The organism is Aromatoleum aromaticum EbN1 (assembly GCF_000025965.1).
GTDB classification, from domain to species: Bacteria; Pseudomonadota; Gammaproteobacteria; order Burkholderiales; family Rhodocyclaceae; genus Aromatoleum; species Aromatoleum aromaticum.
The window spans coordinates 2,112,653-2,130,433 of the sequence record NC_006513.1; the positions used below are offsets into that span (position 1 = coordinate 2,112,653).

The window sequence follows — 17,781 nt, forward strand, 5'->3', positions numbered from 1 at the left end:
AAGATGACGCACTGCGCGGTCACGGGGTCGGTCTGTGCCCGGTGGATGCCAGAGCCGTCTCTGCGGCCACCCAGTCGAGATAAGCAGGCAGACCCCGCACAACAGGGACCGCGATGATCTCCGGAAGTTCGTATGGGTGCGCGGCGCGGACCGCGGCTTCGAGCGCCGCGTAGCGGTCGGCGCTCGTCTTGATGAGCAACGGTACTTCGGCCGCTTCTTCGACCGCGTCGTGCCAGCGATAAACGGAGCGGCAGGGCGCGAGCATGTTCACGCACGCGGCGAGCCGGTTTTCAACGAGATGCGACGCGAGCGCACGGGCACTCGCCTCGTCGGGAAGATTCGTCAGGACGACAAGCACTTCGTTCATTCGCGAGCTCACCCGATTCAACTTTCGATTCCCGGCTTGACGAGCGTCACAGGGATCGCGGAGCGCTTCAGCACCTCGTGTGCCACCGAGCCGAGCACTTTCTGCAAGAGCCCGGTGCGGCCGTGGGAGCCCATGACGACCTTGTCGAAGCCGCGTTCCTTCGCGTAGCGGATGATCGTGTCCGCGACAGGGCCGACCGCGACGTGGTGGGTGTAGGGAACGTGCGCTTCGTCGAGGAGGTGGCGCGCGGGGGTGAGCGCCGCAAGCCCTTCGTCGCGATGGTAATCCTCGAGTTCCTCCGGACTGACGAACAGCCGCGCATGGCCCGAGTCGATCGGAATCTGCACGTTGAGGAGGTGGATGTCCAGCTGCGCGTCGCTGCGATAGAGCGCCAGCACGTGAGCCACGGCGCGGTTCGCGTTGTCCGATCCATCCACGGGTACGAGCACTTTCATCATCGCCATCGCAATCTCCTTTACTTGTCGCCCGGGCGCCCGGCGCGCGGGTCGTCGACCGCCAGTTCGACCAGCGGCGGCGGCGCCGCGCCACGCCTGGCGAGCCAGCTGCCGAGCACGACGACGAACGCCGCGCCGATCACCGACGTCGCATAGTGCAGCCACGACGGCATCTCTTCGACCCACGGCCTGACCGTCACGTCTCCGACCAGCATGCCACCGGCGATCCAGCCGAGCAGCGCCGCGCCGAGCGTGATGACGGCGGGGAAGCGGTCCATCAGCTTCAGCACGAACTTGCTGCCCCAGACGATGATCGGGATGCTGATGACGATACCGAACACCACCAGCTCGAGATCGCCTTTCGCCGCGCCGGCCACCGCGATGACGTTGTCGATGCTCATGACGGCATCGGCGATGACGATGGTGCGGATTGCCCCGAGCAGGTGCGGCGCGCCCTCGACGCCCGCGTGGCTGTCGCCTTCCTCGGGCTGCATCAGCTTGACGCCGATCCACAGCAGCAGCAGCGCGCCGACGATCTTCAGGAACGGCAGTTCGAGCAACTGCAGCGCGAAGAAGATCAGCACGATGCGCAGCCCGATTGCGCCGACGACTCCCCACGCGATGCCCTGATTGCGCTGGTGCTCGGGCAGCTTGCGGCACGCCAGCGCGATGACCACCGCGTTGTCGCCGCCGAGCAGGATGTCGATCGCGATGATCTGCAGCACCGACACCCAGAATGCGCCGTCGGTCATGAATTCGAACACGTGTGAACTCCTTGCTGATTGGGCCGGCCGGCGCCGGGCGTCGTTCCGTGGCCGCTATGTTCCGCAGGGTTCACGCGCTTGGCAAGCCATATATGCCGCAGGCAGGCCGCCGCTGTGCGCGGCGCAGGAAAACGCGTGGAACTTCGGCCCTGCCGGCCGTTCAGATCGTGCGGCGCTGCCGCCCCTTGCGCGGGCGGCTGGAGCCGGTCGATAAGCTGCGCCAGGTCGCTACTTGAGAAGCCGCCGTCGCGTCAGCGCGAGCGCCAGCCAGAAAGCTGCGGTGCCGTAGCCGGCAATGACGCCCAGATGCAGGGCGACGTTCTCGGGCAGCCGTCCGAGCAGCAGCGGGCGGGCGAGTTCGATCGCGTGCGTCAGCGGCAGCAGGGTCGCGGCGGTCCGCAGCGCGGGGGGGAGCTGTTCGATCGGGAAGAACACGCCCGACACCAGCGTCATCGGCGTGATGAACAGCGTGAAGTAATACATGAAGAAGTCGTAGCTCGGCGCGAGCGCCGTCATCACCAGGCCGAGCGCGGCGAACGCGAGGCCGACGAGGAAGATCAGCGGCAGCAGCCACAGCACGTAGCGGGTGTCGACGAGCCCGAAAGCCGAGATCACGAGCAGGATTGCGGCGCCCGACAGCAGCGCTTTCGACGCCGCCCACACCAGCTCGGCGAACACGACATCGTCGAGGTCGATCGGCGCGTTCATGATCGCTTCCCAGGTCTTCTGCACGTGCATGCGCGAAAAGCCGGAATACAGCACTTCGAACGACGCCGCATTCATCGTCGAATAGCACACCATGCCGGCCGCGAGAAAACTGATGTAGCGCACGCCGCCGACTTCCGGCACCAGCATGCCGATGCCGAAGCCGAGGCCGAACAGGTAGATCACCGGGTCGGCGAGGTTGCCGAGCACCGATGGCAGCGCGAGCTTGCGCCAGACGAGGAAGTTGCGCCGCCAAACCGGGATGAAGCGGCGCGAGAGTTGCGGCGCGCGCCAGGAACTCGCTGAGGTCGGCATCGATTCGCTCCGGTCAGTCCCTGAGCTCGCGCCCGGTGAGCTTGAGGAACACGTCTTCGAGGTTCGCCGGGCGGTGCAGGTAACGCAGGCCGGTCTGCGCGGACAGGTGTGCGAGCAGCGGCGCCGCGTCCTCGACGTAGCAGAAAGCGGTCTCGCCGCTGACTTCGAAGCGCCGCGCGAACGCCGCCGCATGCTGCGCGGCCCACGCTTCGGCGCCGTCTGCGCCACCGCCGCCGTTCCAGTCGCCGTAGACTTCGACGACCTGCGGCTCGATCTGCGCGGCGATGACGTCGCGCGGGCTACCTTCGGTCAGCATGCGGCCGGCGTCGAGAATCGCGAGGCGGTCGGCGAGTCGCTCGGCTTCGTCCATGAAATGAGTCGTCAGCAGGATCGTCGTGCCGGCACGGCTCAAGTGCTTGAGGCGTTCCCAGATCAGGTGGCGCGCCTGCGGGTCGAGGCCGGTGGTCGGCTCGTCGAGGATCAGCAGCTCGGGGCGGTTTACGAGCGCGCGGGCGAGCGTCAGGCGCCGCTTCATGCCGCCCGACAGCGCCTGGATGCGCGCGTCGCGCTTGCCCTGCAGGCCTGCGAATGCGAGCAGCTCCGGGATGCGTGCGCGGATCGCCGCTTCGTCGAGGCCGAAGTAGCGGCCGTAGACGATCAGGTTCTCGGCGCACGTGAAATCGGGATCGAGGCTGTCCTGCTGCGGCACGATGCCGACGCGCATGCGTGCTTCACGTGCGCGCGCCGGTACCGGCAGGCCGGCGAGGCGGATCTCGCCGGCAGACGGCGCAGTGAGCCCGAGCGCGCAGCGCAGCGTCGTCGTCTTGCCGGCGCCGTTCGGGCCGAGCAGCGTGAAGCACTCGCCGCGTCGCAGCTCGAGGTCGATGCCGGCAACGACTTCGGTGTCGCCGTAGCGCTTGCGCAGACCGCGGATCGACAACGGAGAGGCCGGCGACCGGCTCGAGAGCGTCAGGGGACGATCCGCCTGCACCGGCCCTCCGGAAAAGTCCGTCTTCGCAAGAGGCACTGCATCATCATCCTACCGGCGGCTTGGTGTCGATGAAGCTCGGGCGCGCGAACAGGCGTGCGGCCAGTGCCGCGAGCGCGGGGTGCGCGGCGCGCCAGTCGTAGTCCGGATGGCGCAGGTCGAGGTAGGCCAGCGCCGCGCCGGTCGCGATGTCGCCGATGCTCAGGCCGTCGCCGTGCAGCCAGTGACGACCGGTCGCGCGCCGCTCGAGCTCGTCCAGCGCCCGGCCGATCTTGCCCGTCTGGTGCGCGATCTCGTCGTCGCTGCGCTTCGCCTCGGGGCGGCGCGATTCGAGCACCATCGCGACAGCCGCATCGGTGATGCCGTCGGCGAGCGCCTCGATCTGCCGCACCCGCACCGCCTCGATCGGTTCGCGTGGCAGCAGGTGGGGGGAAACGTTGAGGGTTTCGAGGTAGCCGGCGATGACCGGCGAATCGAAGAACACTTCGCCGCCGTTGGTGAGCAGCGCCGGCACCTTGCCGAGCGGGTTGACGGAAGGGATGCGTGTGTTCACTTCCCACGGCGAATCGACGACGAGCTCGAACGGCAGCCCTTTCTCGGCGAGGATGATGCGGATCTTGCGCGCGTACGGGCTGGTGAGCGAGGCGAAAAGCTTCATTGCGGCGATCTCCTTGAGGGCGGGTGCGCGGACTGTTCAGCGCGGCGCCCAGGCGCGCGCGATGATGTCGCGGATCAGATGCAGCTTGCCGTGGAAGAAATGGTCGGCGCCCGGGACGACGACGATCGGGAGTTCCTGGGGGCGCGCCCAGTCGAGCACGTTCGCCAGCGCGACGTTCTCGTCCTCGGCGCCGTGGATCACCAGCGCATCCTTCGGTACCGCTTCGGTCGTGTAGCTGCGCGCACCGCGTACTTCGCCGGTCGCAGTGCCGACGAGCACGATGCGCTCGGCCGGCGTCATGCTGTCGGCGAGCCGCTTCGCGACCCGCGTCTGGACGAACGCGCCGAACGAGAATCCGCCCAGCGCGATCGGCAGGCTGCCCCAGCGCGATTGCGCCCATGCGATCACCGACAGCATGTCCTCGGTCTCGGCGCCGCCGTGGTCGTGCGCGCCTTCGCTCTTGCCGACGCCGCGGAAGTTCGGCCGTATGGCGGCGTAGCCGAGCTCGCGCAGGCTGCGGGCGAGCGTGTGGGCGATCTTGTTCGTGTTCGCCCCGCCGAACAGCGGGTGCGGATGGCACACCAGCGCGATGCCGCGGACTGTTCCGGGGACGTCGATCAGCGCTTCGATCGCGCCGTCCGGGCCGCGCAGCAGCACGCTTTCGCTCGCCTGCGGGCGGCTCATGCGGCGTCCGGCAGGCGCAGGCGGGTCACGATGCGGCCATGGACGAGATGCTCGTCGATGATCTCGTCGATGTCTTCCTTGTCGATGTACGTGTACCAGACGTTGTCGGGGTACACGACGAGCACCGGGCCTTCGTCGCAGCGGTCAAGACAGCCGGCCTTGTTGATGCGGATCTTGCCGCGGCCCTTGAGGCCGAGTGCCGCGATGCGGTCCTTCGCGTACGTCTGCATCCCGGTGGCGTTGTGGTTGTTGCAGCAGGTGTCGCCGGGTTCGCGCTGGTTGCAGCAGAAGAAAACGTGGTGCTTGAAGTAGCTCATCGACGGTCTCCGGTCGGGGAAGATGGCCGGCGTCGCAACGCCGGATCGGCTTCGGGCCGATTATAGCTGCGCGACAATCATCCCCGCGCGGTTCAGCGGCCGGCCAGGTGTTCGCCGCGCCACAGCCCGATCGCGGACAGGTAGGACAGCGCGAGAAACGGCCACAGGTTCGCCGTGAGCCGGGTCAGGCCGTGGAAGTTGAGGAAATTTCCCTGCTGCAGCGACGCCAGCCCGAGCATGAAATACGGGTTGTCGGGGAGCAGGTTCGTCAGCGTCGTCGCCGCCAGCATCGTCACGCCCGCGAGCGCGTGCTGGTGCAGGCGCGGCAGCATCAGCGCCGCCGCCAGCAGCGGCACGCCATACAGCAGCCCGCGTGTGGTGCCGGGCGTGAGCCACACCAGCGCCGCGTCGGGAGCGAAGAACGACGCGGTCGCGACGGTCTTCGCGGCAAGCCCGAGCAGCAACAGCAGCGCAACCGGCAAGGGACTGGCCGCCTGCATCATGCAGCGGAAGAAAAGGCCGACGGCGACGAGGCTCACGGCGACGACGACCGATTCGAGCAGGATGAAGCGTTCGGGATCGAAATGCAGGGGTGTCGGCAGGCCGAGCAGCTGGCGCAGGTCGCCACTGCCGAAAAGCAGGCTGTCGGGCATCAGCTGCGCGAGCAGCCACAGGCCCAGCAGCATCAGGCCGAGGTCGCCCGAGTGGCCGGGAATGATGCGTTCGGAGCGCCAGCGGTGCAGCCAGCCGCGCTCGTCGAACAGTGCATGGCCCCAGCGCACTCCGGCGAGCGCGCCGATCAGGCCGCCGAGCACGTTGAATCCCAGGTCGATGTTCGACGACACGCGGGTTGGGAGGAAATTCTGCGTGACTTCCATCGAGAAGCTCAGCACGCCGGCGATCAGCGTCGCGACCACGACTGCGCCCGCGCGCCCGAGGCGCTCGGGGAGCGCCGGTGCGAGTACGAAGCCGAACGGCACGAAGCCGAGCAGGTTGAGCGCGAGATCCGCGTAGCGGAAATATTTCGGCCACGGCGCGAACAGGAAGTCCAGCGGCGGCAGGCCCGTCGGCTTCCACCCGGCGAGCGGGTGCAGGCAGGCGTAGAGGATCAGCAGTCCGTACGCGAAGGCGAGGTGGCGCGGCAGGGTGGGGTCGGCGCGCGCGGCGGGCATCGGCAAGTCCGGGCGAAGAATCTGGGAAGTCGATTCTAGCCCGGACACCGGCGCGGGGACGTCGCCCCCGCTGCAGCGGATCAAACGGGGGTCGTCAGGCGGCTTTCCGCGCGGCGGCGGGTGAGCGGATTGAGCCGCCGCAGCACGCTCGCGGGCGCATATTCCTTCTGCAGCGCGTCCCAGTCCACCGCGTCGAGCGTGTTCTTCACCAGCAGGCCGAGGTCGGTGTCGCCTTCGGTCAGCAGCCGGCGGCCGAAGAACAGGGTATCGGCATCTTCCTCGCGCAGCGCGAGCGCAAGGTAGTCGCGCACGTTCGCGGTCAGCGTGAGATCGGGCGTGCCGCGACCGGACAGCGGGCGAAAGCCGCGCGCGTCGAGCGTGAAGTCGAGCGTCAGCCCGGCGTCGCGGACTTTGATGCGCAGGTGGCGGCCGCTCAGCGGCTCGAGGTTCTCGCGCGGCAGGATGCGCCCGAGCGCGAGGTTCAGCGCGGTGGTCAGTGCGAACGTCGGCGGGCGCTGCGGCAGGCGCGCGGCAAGGCGCGCGAGCGGCGCGGGCAGCGTGAAGGCCGGGATGCGAAGCGTGGTCATCGGGATGGACTCCAGGAAGGCGGATTCAGGATGGAACGTATTGTTCCACACCCGGACGGCCGTACCAGAAACCATTGCACGGCGCCTCGACCATCCATTCGGCGCTGCGACGGAAAGCTTCCTGCGGGGCGAGCCGCCCGTCGGCCGATTCGCGGAACAGCTCCAGCACCCGGATCGTATGCTCGCCCTGCGGACTCACCCGCACGACCTGCGCCGACTGCCGCACCGACGCCAGGTCGGCGAGCAGGTTGTGCACGCGCGCCGATTGCGTCTGCACGCCGTTGAGCGTCAGGAAAGGTTCGCCTTCGCGCGTGCGCAGCACCAGGCCGTCGCTCATGCCGAGGCAGCGGAATTCACAGGTGTCCTTCTGCAGGTTGAAGTGGCGTGCAGTGAAGCAGCGCGCCGAATGCGCGAGCGGCAGCCGGCCCCACGCAAGCACTTCGGTCTCGATTTCCGGCGCGCCCGACGCGAGCAGCTCGGCGAGCACCGCGCCGGACATCTCGGGCGGTGCGACCCAGCGCGTCGCGCCCGATTCGGCCATCATCGACAGCGTCGCCGGGTTGAAGATGTTCAGCGCCGGCCCGGCGATCCAGTCGCGTCGGCCGGCGCCGGTCAGCAGGTGCACGGCCGACATGTCGTTCGCCTCGACGCGGAAATCGGTCTGGGCGACGATGCGGCGCAACGCCTTGAGATCGGATTCGGATTCGATCAGCGACTGCGACGACAGCACGACTTCCTTGCCGGCCGCGCGCAGCATCGCGGCGACTTCGAACCAGTCGTCGAGGCGCAGCTCGTGGCGGCGCGAGCACACGGTCTCGCCGACATGGACGATGTCGGCCGGGCTGTCGGCGACCTGCGCATAGAAGTCGAGCGTCGCCTGGCGCGGCCAGTAATAAAGGAGGGGGCCGAGAGCGAGTTTCATCGCGTTCATCGCGTTCATTTCCATGGCCGGTAATACGCGCCGAGCGTATGGCTGCGGCCTTCGGAGACTTTGTCGAGCTCGGCGATCCAGGCCGGCTGGACGCGGAAGCTGTCGGCGTCGCGCATCACGCGGTCGATCGCTTCGCGCCACACGCGCGTGACCTGCGCGACGTAGGCGGGGCTCCTCTGGCGGCCTTCGATCTTGATCGCGCGCACGCCGGCGCGGGCGAGGTCGGGGAGCAGCTCGAGCGTGTTGAGGCTGGTCGGTTCCTCGATCGCGTAGTAGGTCTCGCCATTGACGTCGAAGCGGCCTTTGCACAGCGTCGGGTAGCCGGCCCGTTCGCCGTCGCCGAAGCGGTCGATGAGGATGCCGTTGAGCCGTGTTTCCATCCCGTTCGGAGTCTGTTCCCAGCGCACGTGCTTGCCCGGCGAGCACGCTCCGTTGCAGTTCGGCGATTCGCCGGTCGCGTACGCGGACAGCGCGCAACGCCCTTCGACCATCACGCACAGGCCGCCGAAGCCGAACACTTCGATCTCGACGCCGGTGTTCGCGATCACCTGCTCGACCTGCGGCAGCGACAGCACCCGCGGCAGCACCGCGCGCTGGATGCCGAAGCGTTCGGCGTAGAAGTTGATTGCCTCGTAGCTCGTCGCCGAGCCTTGCACCGACAGGTGCAGGCGCAGCTGCGGGTGGGTTTTCTGCGCATACGCCATCAGGCCCGGGTCGGCGAGGATCACCGCGTCGATGCCGAGGTCGGCGGCGCGGTCGATCGTCGCGGTCCAGGTCGCCCAGTTGCTCGCCTGCGGATAGGTGTTGAGCGCGAGCAGCACCTTGCGGCGGCGGTCATGCGCGTAGCGCACCCCTTCGCGCATCGCCTTGGCATCGAAATTGAGCCCCGTGAAGTTGCGCGCGTTGGTCGCGTCCTTGAAGCCGAGATAGACGCAATCGGCGCCGTGGTCGACGGCCGTTTTCAGCGCCGGCAGGCTTCCTGCCGGGCAGACGAGTTCTATTCTGGAATTGGAGGTCATGGAGGGGGCTGGGGAAAAAAGCTTCGCAACCATAGTGCGACTCGCTGCGCACCGCGTTGACCGCGGTCAAGGGCGCGGCCGGCGGCTGCGGGCAGGCGCCGTCGCCGTCGCCGTCGCGGCGATCGCAACCTACTTTGTCGCATTCGGGAAGAACAGCTGCTCGCCGTCGATCTTGTACGCGGCGATCGCCTGCTGGCCGGCGGGGGAGACGATCCAGTCGATGAACTGCTGGCCGAGTTCGCGCTTGACGTGCGGGTGCTTTGCCGGATTCACCAGCATCACGCCGTACTGGTTGAAGAGGCGCTGGTCGCCTTCGACGACGATCGCCAGATCCTGGCGGTTCTTGAACGCCAGCCACGTGCCCCGGTCGGCGAGGATGTACGCGCCGAGCGATGCCGCCATGTTGAGCGCCGGCCCCATGCCCGAGCCCGAGTCGCGGTACCACGGCCCTTTCGCCTGCTCGAGGGCGATGCCGGCGAGCTTCCACAGCCGCAGTTCGGCAGCGTGGGTGCCGCTCTTGTCGCCGCGCGACACGAACGGCGCCTGCGCGGCCTCGATCTTCTTCAGCGCTTCGACGATGTCGCGCCCGCCGGTGACTTGCGCCGGATCGCTTTTCGGCCCGACGAGGACGAAGTCGTTGTACATCACCTCGTGACGCTCGACGCCGTGGCCTTCGGCGACGAATTTCTCCTCGGCGACGCGGTCATGCACGAACACCACGTCCGCATCGCCGCGCCGCCCCGTATCGAGCGCCTGCCCCGTGCCGAGCGCGACGACGCGCACCTCGATGCCCGACTGCTGCTCGAACGCCGGCAGGATGTGGCCGAACAGGCCCGACTGTTCGGTCGAGGTCGTCGACGAGACGATGATGAACTTGTCGCCGGCGTGCGCGGCGGCGAGGCCGAACATGCAGACGAAAGCGGCCAGCAGGACGCGAAGCACAGTTGCCATGAAAAATCTCCGTGTGAAAAGAAACGTCGGTCAAAGTCCGGAATCGCGCGCAAAACAGCGCGCTTTTGCAAAGCGTTGTATCAAAGCTGCAGCGAGCAGGCCAGCGTCGTGCGAAGGCGCGCAGCGTCTCTTAGGCAAATCCATGCATAAGTCCATCGGCATCGCCGGCGCGACTTCGCGCTGCATTTCGACGGTTTGGCAGCGGTTTCCCGTTTCGATCCGGTGACGGCCCCGCGGCTCGGGCAAAAATGACTGTTGCTTCTTGCTACGAGGGAAAGTGTTCTCCCGCTGAGCATCAACTTTCCGCCTGTGCCGCGGGAAAGTCGCGGCAGCGTTTTCGGGTAAGCTTTTCCGATGAGCGTGAAACTCGAATACCGTTTCGTTGCCGGCGTGGCCGAGGCACCGGGAGCCCCACTGCAGCTCCACAATCCGCTGCTGGCGATGCTCGACGCGATCCGTGCGCAGGGTTCGATCGGCAAGGCCGCCACGCAACTCGGGCTGTCGTACCGCCATCTGTGGGGCGAGTTGAAGAAGCACGAGGCGGTTTTCGGCCAGACGCTGCTCGCCAGCGGCCAGGGGCGGGCGGCGCGGCTGTCGGCGTTCGGCGAACGCCTGCTGTGGGCGGAAAAGCGCATTCTCGCGCGCCTGTTGCCGCAGGCGGAGAGCCTCGCCGGGCAGCTCGACCGCGAACTGTTGCTGGCCGTCGATCCGGGGCTGGCGCTGCTGTCGGCCTGCGCGAGCCACGACCTGCTGTTCGGCGTGCTGCGGGACTCCTTGCTGCGCGACGCGCGCGTGCTGCTCGATGCCGAATATGTCGGTAGCACCCGCGCGCTCGAACGCCTCAATGCCGGAGCCTGCACCGTAGCGGGCATCCACCTGCCGCTCGATGACGATCGGCTGTGTCGGCGCGGCTCGCGGATCCACCTCGCGCTCGGACGCGAGCTGCGGCTCGGCGCGCACAAGCTGATCCGTTTCGCGCGCCGCGAGCAGGGGCTGATCGTTGCCCCCGGCAACCCGCTCGGTCTGGCCTCGCTGAACGATCTCGCCAGATCCGGCGTGGTGTTCGTCAATCGCCTGCACGGTTGCGGCACGCGGCTGATGTTCGATGAGCTGCTCGCGCGCGCGAACGTCTCCCCTGCGGCAGTCGCCGGCTATGACACCGCGGAGCCCACCCATCTGTCGGTCGCGGCGAACGTCGCCGCCGGCAGCGCGAGCTGCGGCTTCGGGCTGCGCGCCGCGGCCGCGCGCTTCGGCCTCGATTTCGTCCCGCTCGTGCACGAACAGTATTTCCTCGTTTGCCTCAAGGGCGCGCTGGACCTGCCAGCGATGCAGGCAGTCATCGGCGTGCTGCGCAGCGCGGATTTCCGGCGGCTGGCCCGCGCGGTGCCGGGCTACGATGCCGAAGCCGCAGGCGAGATCGTGTCGCTGCGGCGCACGCTGCCGTGGTACAAGTAGGGGGAAGGCGCGGCACTTTCCGCCACGAAGTCCCGGCACACGCGGCCGGCCCCGATCGACAGATACCATTCCGGTTTGTCTCCGGCGCATGACAGTCTCGGCGCCAGTCCTCACGCAAGTGCGGGGCAGGCCTCGCCGACTGACACGGGACGCTCGTCGCGCACGACGAGTTCCACCCCGTTGCGTCGCGCGGTGATGTCGGCGACGATCGCGAGCGCGATCTCCGGCGGCGTGCGGCAGCCCAGCGGCAGGCCGACCGGACCATGCAGCCTATCGACGTCGCGATCGGTGAGATCAAAGAGCTTCAGCCGCTCGCGCCGCCGCTCGCTGTTCGCCCGCGAGCCGATCGCGCCGACGTAGAACGCGTCGGTCTTCAGCGCGTCGATCAGCGCGAGGTCATCGAGCTTCGGATCGTGCGTGGCGCCGATGACCACGGTGCGGCGGTCGGGGCGCAACGCGATCACTGCGTCGTCGGGCATCTCGGTCGTCAGCGTCGCTCCTGGCACGGTCCAGCTGTCACGGTACTCCTCGCGCGGCTCGCTGATCGTCACCTGGTAATCGAGCGCGAGCGCAAATTCGGCGAGAAAGCGCGACAGCTGGCCGGCGCCGACGATCAGCATGCGCCAGCGCGGACCGAACGCGGACACGAGTGTGTGCCCGTCGAACACCACTGCGGCATCCGGGACGTCGGCGAGCAGGTCGACTTCGCCCGTCGCGAGATCGAGCCGTCGCGCGACCATCTCGCCGCGTTCGATGCCGGCGAGCGTTTCGGCGAGCTGGTGATCGGGGCCGAGCGGCTCGAGCACCAGCTCCAGCTTGCCGCCGCACGGCAGGCCAAAGCGGCGCGTCTGCTCGGCGCTGATGCCGTAGGTGACATGCTCGGGTCGCGTCGGGCGCTCGGTGCGCAGCCGGTCGAGGAGGTCGTCCTCGATGCATCCTCCAGATACCGAGCCGACCAGCCGGCCATCGCCGGCGATCGCGAGCAGTGCGCCTTCCGGGCGCGGCGACGAACCCCACGTCCGGACGACGGTCGCGAGCGTCACCGGCACGCCCGCTGCAGTCCATGCGACCGCCTGGCGCAGCACTTCGAGATTCACGCTGTCCATCGTCAGTCCTCCCGGTGCGCCTCGTCCCACAGCCTGCCGACGAGGCGCTTCGCGAGCACCGGAGTTGCGCGGCGGCGGTACGGGACGCTGACGGTCGTCGTTTCCATCGGCTGGATCGTGCGCTTGATCTGGCGCGCGATGACCGCGAACGCCGCGGCGTCGAGCGGTTGTCCGGCGAGCCAGTCGAGGCCGCCGACGAATTCGGGCCGCGACGACACGCCGGTGCAGGCGAGGCGCAGCTCGCCGATCGTGTCGCCGTCGCGGACGAGCGCGACCGCAACGCCGGCGAGCGGGAAGTCGATCGCGCCGCGCACGCGCAGCTTCTCGTAGCCGCTGACGCGGCCGGCGACGAGCGGTACGGTGACGGCGAACAGCAGCTCGTCGGCTCCCAGCGCGAGCCAGCGCATGCCATCGTCAACATAGAATTCGGCGAGCGGCAGCCGGCGGATTCCCTGCGGGCCGAGGAGCTCGATTTCGGCGTCGAGCGCGAGCAGCGCTGGCGCGACATCGCCGCTGAAAGCTGCGTAGCAGCGGCTCGACTTCGGCGCGACGCGGCAGGTGTCGCCAGCGAGCTTCATGCAGTAGTCGTTGCCCTGGCGCCAGCTCTCGCTCTGGTTGAAGTACTGGCAGCGCGTTTCGAGGCACAGGTTGCCGCCGAGCGTCGCAGAGGCGCGGTGAGTCGGCCCGGCGACTGCGGCCGCGGCCTGCGCGAGCGCCGGCAACTGTGTGCGCACGGTCGCGTCGGCCGCGAGCGTCGCGAGCGTGACGCCGGCGCCCAGGCGCAGCATGTCGCCCTGCTGCTGCAATTCGCGCATCTCGCCGACTCCGGTCAGATCGATGACGACTTCGGCGTCGACGAGGCCGCGCCGCAGGTTCGGCACGAGGTCGGTGCCGCCGGCGATGAAACGGCTGGCGGGATGTTCGCCGCGCAGGCGAACCGCGTCGGCGGCGCTCGCCGGACGCAACACACTGAATTCGGACAGGGCGGCCATCATGCGGCTCCTTTTGCAGCGGCCGCCACGTGGGCGCCGGGGCGGGGTTTGCGGTTGAGCGCGTCGAACACGCGGTCCGGGGTGAAGGGTGTCGCACGGATGCGGGTGCCGGTGGCGTCCTCGATCGCGGCGGCGATCGCGGACATCACGCCGGCGAGCGGTCCTTCGCTCGCTTCCTTCGCGCCGAACGGGCCGTTCGGGTCCAGGCTCTCGACGATATGCACTGCGATGTCGGGCGACTCGATGATCGTCGGCACACGGTAGTCGAGCAGGCTGACCGCCTTGTGGCGGCCGTTCTCATAGACGGTTTCCTCCGAGATCGCCTGCCCCATGCCCATCCAGATCGCGCCCTGGACCTGGCCTTCGACCGACATCGGGTTGATCGCGAAGCCGCAGTCGATCGCCGACCAGACTTTTTCGACGGTGACTTTGCCGAGCTCGGTGTCGACGCTGACTTCGACCGCCTGCGCGGCGTACGAGAAGCCCATCGTCGAGCCGACCGCGCCGCCGCGCTGCTTGCCACCCTGGAACTCGGGCGGGCACGTGAACGTGCCCTTGACGGTCAGCATGCCGACGTCGACGAGGGCTTCCTCGACGATGTCGTGGAACGGGATCTGGCGCGACGCATCGCCGACGACCGCGGCGGCCTCGCCGAGCCAGTCGACGTCGGCTTCGGCAACCTGCAGCCGCTTCGCCGCAGCGGCGACGAGCACTGCCTTGAGGTTGCGCGCCGCATCCGCCGCGGCGTTGCCGACCATGAAAGTGACGCGCGACGAATACGAGCCGTTGTCCTTCGGCGTCAGCGCGGAGTCGGTCGCGATGAGGCGCAGGCGGCGGTACTCGACGCCGAGGATCTCGGCGACGACCTGGGTGATGATCGTCGACGAGCCCTGGCCGATGTCGGAGGCTCCGGTCAGGATCGTGATGCCGGCGTCGAAATCGACGCGCAGCGCGATCGTCGCGTGCGGCTGGCCGGTGAAATGCACCGGCTTCGCCGAGCCGCTGACGAAGTGCGAGCACGCGATGCCGATGCCGCGCCTGATCGGGCCGTCGCTGTTGGCCTCGAGCCGCGCTGCGCGCTCGCGCCAGCCGCTCGCCTGCTCGACCCAGTCGAGGCACTCGGGCAACCCGTAGCTCATCACTTTCAGCCCGTTGATCGTCTCGGTCGGCGCCTTCAGCAGGTTGCGGCGGCGCACTGCGAAAGCGTCGAGGCCGAGCTCGGCGGCCATCATGTCGAGCAGCGACTCGAACGCGAAGCGGATGTTGACCGTGCCGTGCCCGCGCATCGCGCCGCACGGCGGCGTGTTCGTATACACGCGGTAACCGTCGTACTTGACCGCGGGCAGGTCGTAGAGGCCGTTCAATAACGCCCCCGCGTAGAGGATCGTCACCAGTCCGTAGCCGCCATACGCGCCGCCGCGCTGCACGACTTCGGCCTCGCACGCGGTCATGCGACCGTCGCGCGTGAGGCCCAGCTTCATGCGCACGTATGTCTGCGGCCGGCCACGGTGCGTGAGAAACGCTTCCTCGCGCGTCTGCAGCAGGCGCACGGTGCCGCGCGCCGCGCGGGCGAGCAGCCCGGCGATGATCTCGAAGTTCAGCGTCTCGACGCGGTGACCGAAGCCGCCGCCGACGAACGGCTTGATGACGCGGATATAGGCCGCGTCGAGCTTCATGCAGCGCGCGAGCGATTCGTGTACGTAATACGGCACCTGCGTCACCGACCACAGCGTCAGGTGCCCGCGCTCGTTGTCCCACGCTGCGAGCGATGCGTTCGGCTCCATCATCGCGTGATGGACTTCGGCGCATTCGAAGGTTTCCTCGCAAATGAGGTCGGCGGCTGCGAAACCGGCCGCAGCGTCGCCGAACTCGTTGTGCACCTCGCGCTCGATGTTGCCTTTCTTGTTGTCGTGCAGCAGCACTACGTCAGCCTTGCGCGCGTCGGCCGCGTCGAAATACGCCGGCAGTTCGCGCACTTTCAGCCGGATCAGCGCGAGCGCGGCGTCGGTGGTCGCCTCGTCGACCGCGGCAACGGCCGCGACCGGCTCGCCGACGTAGCGGATACGGCCGCGCGCGAGCGGGAATTCGTTCTGCGCAATCGGGATCACGCCGTAGGGCGTGTCGCAGTCGTTGCCGGTGACGATGCCGCGCACGCCGGGCAGCTTCAGCGCTTCGCTGATGTCGACTTCGAGCAGTTCGGCGTGCGCGTACGGGCTGCGCAGGAGCTTGCCGACCAGCGCACCCTGGGCCGGCAGGTCGGCGGTGTAGCGCGCCGTGCCGGTGACTTTCTCGACGCCGTCGATGAGCGGCAGGCGCGCGCCGACGCCGCGCGGCGCAGCGTTGGCTGCGCCGAGCTTGCGCAGTTCGCGATCGGGCGCGTTCATGCCGATACCTCGCTGCCGCAGGCGGCCGCTTCGACCGATTCGATGATCTTCACGTAGCCGGTGCAGCGGCACAGGTTGCCGGCGAGCGCGGCGCGGATCTCGTCGCGCGACGGCTGCGGGTTGCGGCGCAGCAGCGCTTCGGCCGCCATGATCATGCCCGGCGTGCAGAAACCGCACTGGCTGCCGAGATGCTCGTGGAACGCGCGCTGCAGGCGCGACAGGTTGCCTTCGTGGCTGAGGCCCTCGATCGTCTCGATCGAGTGCCCGGCCACAGAATGCGCGAGCGTGCAGCACGCCAGCCGCGGCTGGCCGTCGACGAGCACGGTGCACGCGCCGCATTCGCCGCCGTCGCAGCCCTGCTTCGTGCCGGTCAGGCCGAGCGTGTCGCGCAGGTAATCGATCAGCAACGCATTCCCGGCCACTGCGTCCTCGCGCGGCCGGCCATTCACCGAAAGTGTCAGCAGGGTCTTCATGTCGCCTCCTTGGGCGAACCGCCGCGAACGCAGGTGCGATCCTCGCCGGTCCGGCATCAATGTTTGATATCAAACAATTTAACGTGAAGCGATGCTAGCACCGGTGGAGGCAACGGAAAATATGAAGCGCAAAGCAGCGGTCGGTCGCGAGGCTGCCCATGAAAACCCATGATTTTCAAGGTATCCAAGCCGATGGTGCGAATGCTCGGTCTGCTCCGGCTGCAATAAACGGCCGCGGTTTGTGCGCTCGCCCGAAAGGCACGCAGCAGCTGGCGCAACTTTTTTGTCGGCGTCCCGTCGCAGCGCCGGGACGGACGTGCAGTCGGGGTACGGGCGTGATTTGACCTCGCCGGAGCCGGAGGGAACAATGGCCGGCATCGAAACCCGGAGAGCCTGTGCGATGAATTCCGGCAACACGGCTGGCGCAGCGGAAGGAGGATCGCGCGCCGCGACGGGCGAAGGGCAGCCGGCGCTGCCGCGCATCGCGCTGCTCGGCACCGGCGGCACGATCGCGGCGGTGGCGAGCGATGCGACGCAGCTCCACGACTACACCGTCGGCGCGACCACCGACGAACTGCTCGCCGCGGTGCCGCAACTGCGGGCGCTCGCCGAGGTGGGCGGCGAACAGCTCGCCAATGTCGACAGCCGCGACATCGACAATGCGCTGCTGCTGAAGATCGCCCGCCGCGTCGACGCGCTGCTCGGCCAGCCCGATGTCGACGGCATCGTCATCACGCACGGCACCGACACCCTCGAGGAGACGGCGTATTTCCTCAACCTCGTGCTCAAGAGCGCGAAGCCGGTCGTGCTCGCCGGCGCGATGCGTCCGGCGAGCGCGCTGAGCGCCGACGGGCCGCTGAACCTGTACAACGCTTTTCTCGTCGCCACCTGCGCGGCGGCGCACGGCAAAGGCGTGCTGGTGATGATGAACGACCGCATCGGTGCCGCGCGTTTCGTCACCAAGGCGGCGACGACCGTGCCCGACGCGTTTCGCGCGTTCGAGCAGGGCAACCTCGGCGAAGTCGCCGTGGGCAGCGTGCATTTCTTCACCGCGCCGTTATGCCGGCACACCGTCGACAGCGAGTTCTCGCTCGCTGCGATCGGCGAGCTGCCGCACGTCGACATCCTCTACGATCACCAGGGCGCGGGACTGCACCAGTATCGCGCCGCGATTTCCGCCGGCGCGCGCGGCATCGTCATCGCCGGCTGCGGCAACGGCAGCCTGTCGCCGGCGGCACGCGCCGGCGCCGAAGAGGCGGCACGCCACGGCGTCGCGGTCGTGCGCTCGAGCCGGGTCGGACAGGGCGTGGTCACGACGTCGGCCGACGACGCGCTGCTCGGCACTGTCGCGGCGAACTCGTTGAATCCGCACAAGGCGCGCATCCTGCTGATGCTCGCGCTCGGGCGTTCGCACGACGCCGGCGAGCTGCAGCGCTGTTTCGACCAGTACTGAACCGG

The 17,781-nt window shown here is 68.4% G+C and carries 19 protein-coding genes; 2 read left to right on the forward strand and 17 right to left on the reverse strand.

Going from position 1 to position 17,781, the window contains the following annotated elements:
- Positions 1–19 precede the first annotated feature (19 nt).
- From cutA to EBN1_RS10065, 13 genes are all read right to left on the reverse strand, one after another.
- The gene (gene cutA, locus EBN1_RS10005) at positions 20–367 is read right to left on the reverse strand and encodes a divalent-cation tolerance protein CutA (RefSeq protein ID WP_041646154.1); all 348 of its coding nucleotides are present in this window, start codon (positions 365–367) and stop codon (positions 20–22) included.
- A 17-nt stretch (positions 368–384) separates the two neighbouring features.
- Positions 385–831, reverse strand: a complete 447-nt coding sequence (locus EBN1_RS10010) for a universal stress protein (RefSeq protein WP_241762841.1) — start codon at positions 829–831, stop codon at positions 385–387.
- 11 nt (positions 832–842) lie between these two features.
- Positions 843–1,586: a TerC family protein gene (locus EBN1_RS10015; RefSeq protein WP_011237840.1), complete on the reverse strand. Its 744-nt coding sequence runs from the start codon at positions 1,584–1,586 to the stop codon at positions 843–845.
- Between the two features lie 228 nt (positions 1,587–1,814).
- Positions 1,815–2,606 carry an ABC transporter permease gene (locus EBN1_RS10020; RefSeq protein ID WP_011237841.1) on the reverse strand — a complete coding sequence of 264 codons (792 nt, stop codon included), beginning with the start codon at positions 2,604–2,606 and terminating at the stop codon, positions 1,815–1,817.
- Positions 2,607–2,619: 13 nt separating this feature from the next.
- Positions 2,620–3,597, reverse strand: coding sequence for an ATP-binding cassette domain-containing protein (locus EBN1_RS10025; protein ID WP_011237842.1), 978 nt, complete (start codon positions 3,595–3,597; stop codon positions 2,620–2,622).
- Positions 3,598–3,640: 43 nt separating this feature from the next.
- Positions 3,641–4,252, reverse strand: a complete 612-nt coding sequence (locus EBN1_RS10030; RefSeq protein ID WP_011237843.1) for a glutathione S-transferase — start codon at positions 4,250–4,252, stop codon at positions 3,641–3,643.
- A 36-nt stretch (positions 4,253–4,288) separates the two neighbouring features.
- Complete coding sequence (locus EBN1_RS10035; protein ID WP_011237844.1) at positions 4,289–4,936, reverse strand: alpha/beta hydrolase; 648 nt, start codon at positions 4,934–4,936, stop codon at positions 4,289–4,291.
- Positions 4,933–5,253: a (2Fe-2S) ferredoxin domain-containing protein gene (locus tag EBN1_RS10040; RefSeq protein WP_011237845.1), complete on the reverse strand. Its 321-nt coding sequence runs from the start codon at positions 5,251–5,253 to the stop codon at positions 4,933–4,935. Before EBN1_RS10040 ends, EBN1_RS10035 begins: the two co-directional genes overlap by 4 nt.
- Positions 5,254–5,345: 92 nt before the next feature.
- Positions 5,346–6,425 (reverse strand): VanZ family protein, encoded by a 1,080-nt coding sequence (locus tag EBN1_RS10045; protein WP_041646157.1) that lies wholly within the window; start codon positions 6,423–6,425, stop codon positions 5,346–5,348.
- An 80-nt stretch (positions 6,426–6,505) separates the two neighbouring features.
- A complete protein-coding gene (gene ubiT / locus EBN1_RS10050) occupies positions 6,506–7,012 on the reverse strand; it encodes a ubiquinone anaerobic biosynthesis accessory factor UbiT (protein ID WP_011237847.1) in 507 nt (168 codons plus the stop codon).
- A 25-nt stretch (positions 7,013–7,037) separates the two neighbouring features.
- On the reverse strand, positions 7,038–7,934 hold the full coding sequence (locus EBN1_RS10055) for a U32 family peptidase (RefSeq protein WP_041647133.1): 897 nt from the start codon (positions 7,932–7,934) through the stop codon (positions 7,038–7,040).
- 14 nt (positions 7,935–7,948) lie between these two features.
- Positions 7,949–8,962, reverse strand: coding sequence for a ubiquinone anaerobic biosynthesis protein UbiU (gene ubiU, locus EBN1_RS10060; protein ID WP_173361274.1), 1,014 nt, complete (start codon positions 8,960–8,962; stop codon positions 7,949–7,951).
- A gap of 129 nt (positions 8,963–9,091) precedes the next feature.
- The gene (locus EBN1_RS10065; RefSeq protein ID WP_011237850.1) at positions 9,092–9,913 is read right to left on the reverse strand and encodes an ABC transporter substrate-binding protein; all 822 of its coding nucleotides are present in this window, start codon (positions 9,911–9,913) and stop codon (positions 9,092–9,094) included.
- A gap of 354 nt (positions 9,914–10,267) precedes the next feature.
- Between EBN1_RS10065 and EBN1_RS10070 the strand changes: the two genes are divergently transcribed.
- Positions 10,268–11,368 (forward strand): substrate-binding domain-containing protein, encoded by a 1,101-nt coding sequence (locus EBN1_RS10070; protein ID WP_011237851.1) that lies wholly within the window; start codon positions 10,268–10,270, stop codon positions 11,366–11,368.
- Positions 11,369–11,478: 110 nt separating this feature from the next.
- Here EBN1_RS10070 and EBN1_RS10075 read toward each other — a convergent pair whose 3' ends face one another.
- From EBN1_RS10075 to hcrC, 4 genes are read right to left on the reverse strand one after another with little or no spacing between them, the layout of a single operon-like run.
- Positions 11,479–12,474: an XdhC family protein gene (locus tag EBN1_RS10075; RefSeq protein WP_011237852.1), complete on the reverse strand. Its 996-nt coding sequence runs from the start codon at positions 12,472–12,474 to the stop codon at positions 11,479–11,481.
- Positions 12,475–12,476: 2 nt separating this feature from the next.
- The gene (hcrB, locus tag EBN1_RS10080; protein WP_241762843.1) at positions 12,477–13,469 is read right to left on the reverse strand and encodes a 4-hydroxybenzoyl-CoA reductase subunit beta; all 993 of its coding nucleotides are present in this window, start codon (positions 13,467–13,469) and stop codon (positions 12,477–12,479) included.
- Entirely contained in the window at positions 13,466–15,850 is a 2,385-nt protein-coding gene (gene hcrA, locus EBN1_RS10085) for a 4-hydroxybenzoyl-CoA reductase subunit alpha (protein ID WP_011237854.1), read from the reverse strand. The genes hcrB and hcrA overlap by 4 nt, the downstream gene beginning before the upstream one ends.
- The gene (hcrC, locus tag EBN1_RS10090) at positions 15,847–16,323 is read right to left on the reverse strand and encodes a 4-hydroxybenzoyl-CoA reductase subunit gamma (protein WP_011237855.1); all 477 of its coding nucleotides are present in this window, start codon (positions 16,321–16,323) and stop codon (positions 15,847–15,849) included. Before hcrC ends, hcrA begins: the two co-directional genes overlap by 4 nt.
- A gap of 400 nt (positions 16,324–16,723) precedes the next feature.
- Here hcrC and EBN1_RS10095 point away from each other — a divergent pair, with 400 nt between their 5' ends.
- On the forward strand, positions 16,724–17,776 hold the full coding sequence (locus EBN1_RS10095) for a type II asparaginase (protein WP_157866605.1): 1,053 nt from the start codon (positions 16,724–16,726) through the stop codon (positions 17,774–17,776).
- Positions 17,777–17,781 lie beyond the last annotated feature (5 nt).

Coding starts and splice junctions, on each gene's coding strand:
- cutA (WP_041646154.1), bottom strand. CDS start 367: ATGAACGAAGTGCTTGTCGTCCTGACGAATCTTCCCGACGAGGCGAGT.
- EBN1_RS10010 (WP_241762841.1), bottom strand. CDS start 831: ATGGCGATGATGAAAGTGCTCGTACCCGTGGATGGATCGGACAACGCG.
- EBN1_RS10020 (WP_011237841.1), bottom strand. CDS start 2,606: ATGCCGACCTCAGCGAGTTCCTGGCGCGCGCCGCAACTCTCGCGCCGC.
- EBN1_RS10030 (WP_011237843.1), bottom strand. CDS start 4,252: ATGAAGCTTTTCGCCTCGCTCACCAGCCCGTACGCGCGCAAGATCCGC.
- EBN1_RS10035 (WP_011237844.1), bottom strand. CDS start 4,936: ATGAGCCGCCCGCAGGCGAGCGAAAGCGTGCTGCTGCGCGGCCCGGAC.
- EBN1_RS10040 (WP_011237845.1), bottom strand. CDS start 5,253: ATGAGCTACTTCAAGCACCACGTTTTCTTCTGCTGCAACCAGCGCGAA.
- EBN1_RS10045 (WP_041646157.1), bottom strand. CDS start 6,425: ATGCCCGCCGCGCGCGCCGACCCCACCCTGCCGCGCCACCTCGCCTTC.
- ubiT (WP_011237847.1), bottom strand. CDS start 7,012: ATGACCACGCTTCGCATCCCGGCCTTCACGCTGCCCGCGCCGCTCGCG.
- EBN1_RS10055 (WP_041647133.1), bottom strand. CDS start 7,934: ATGAAACTCGCTCTCGGCCCCCTCCTTTATTACTGGCCGCGCCAGGCG.
- ubiU (WP_173361274.1), bottom strand. CDS start 8,962: ATGACCTCCAATTCCAGAATAGAACTCGTCTGCCCGGCAGGAAGCCTG.
- EBN1_RS10065 (WP_011237850.1), bottom strand. CDS start 9,913: ATGGCAACTGTGCTTCGCGTCCTGCTGGCCGCTTTCGTCTGCATGTTC.
- EBN1_RS10070 (WP_011237851.1), top strand. CDS start 10,268: ATGAGCGTGAAACTCGAATACCGTTTCGTTGCCGGCGTGGCCGAGGCA.
- EBN1_RS10075 (WP_011237852.1), bottom strand. CDS start 12,474: ATGGACAGCGTGAATCTCGAAGTGCTGCGCCAGGCGGTCGCATGGACT.
- hcrB (WP_241762843.1), bottom strand. CDS start 13,469: ATGATGGCCGCCCTGTCCGAATTCAGTGTGTTGCGTCCGGCGAGCGCC.
- hcrA (WP_011237854.1), bottom strand. CDS start 15,850: ATGAACGCGCCCGATCGCGAACTGCGCAAGCTCGGCGCAGCCAACGCT.
- hcrC (WP_011237855.1), bottom strand. CDS start 16,323: ATGAAGACCCTGCTGACACTTTCGGTGAATGGCCGGCCGCGCGAGGAC.
- EBN1_RS10095 (WP_157866605.1), top strand. CDS start 16,724: ATGAATTCCGGCAACACGGCTGGCGCAGCGGAAGGAGGATCGCGCGCC.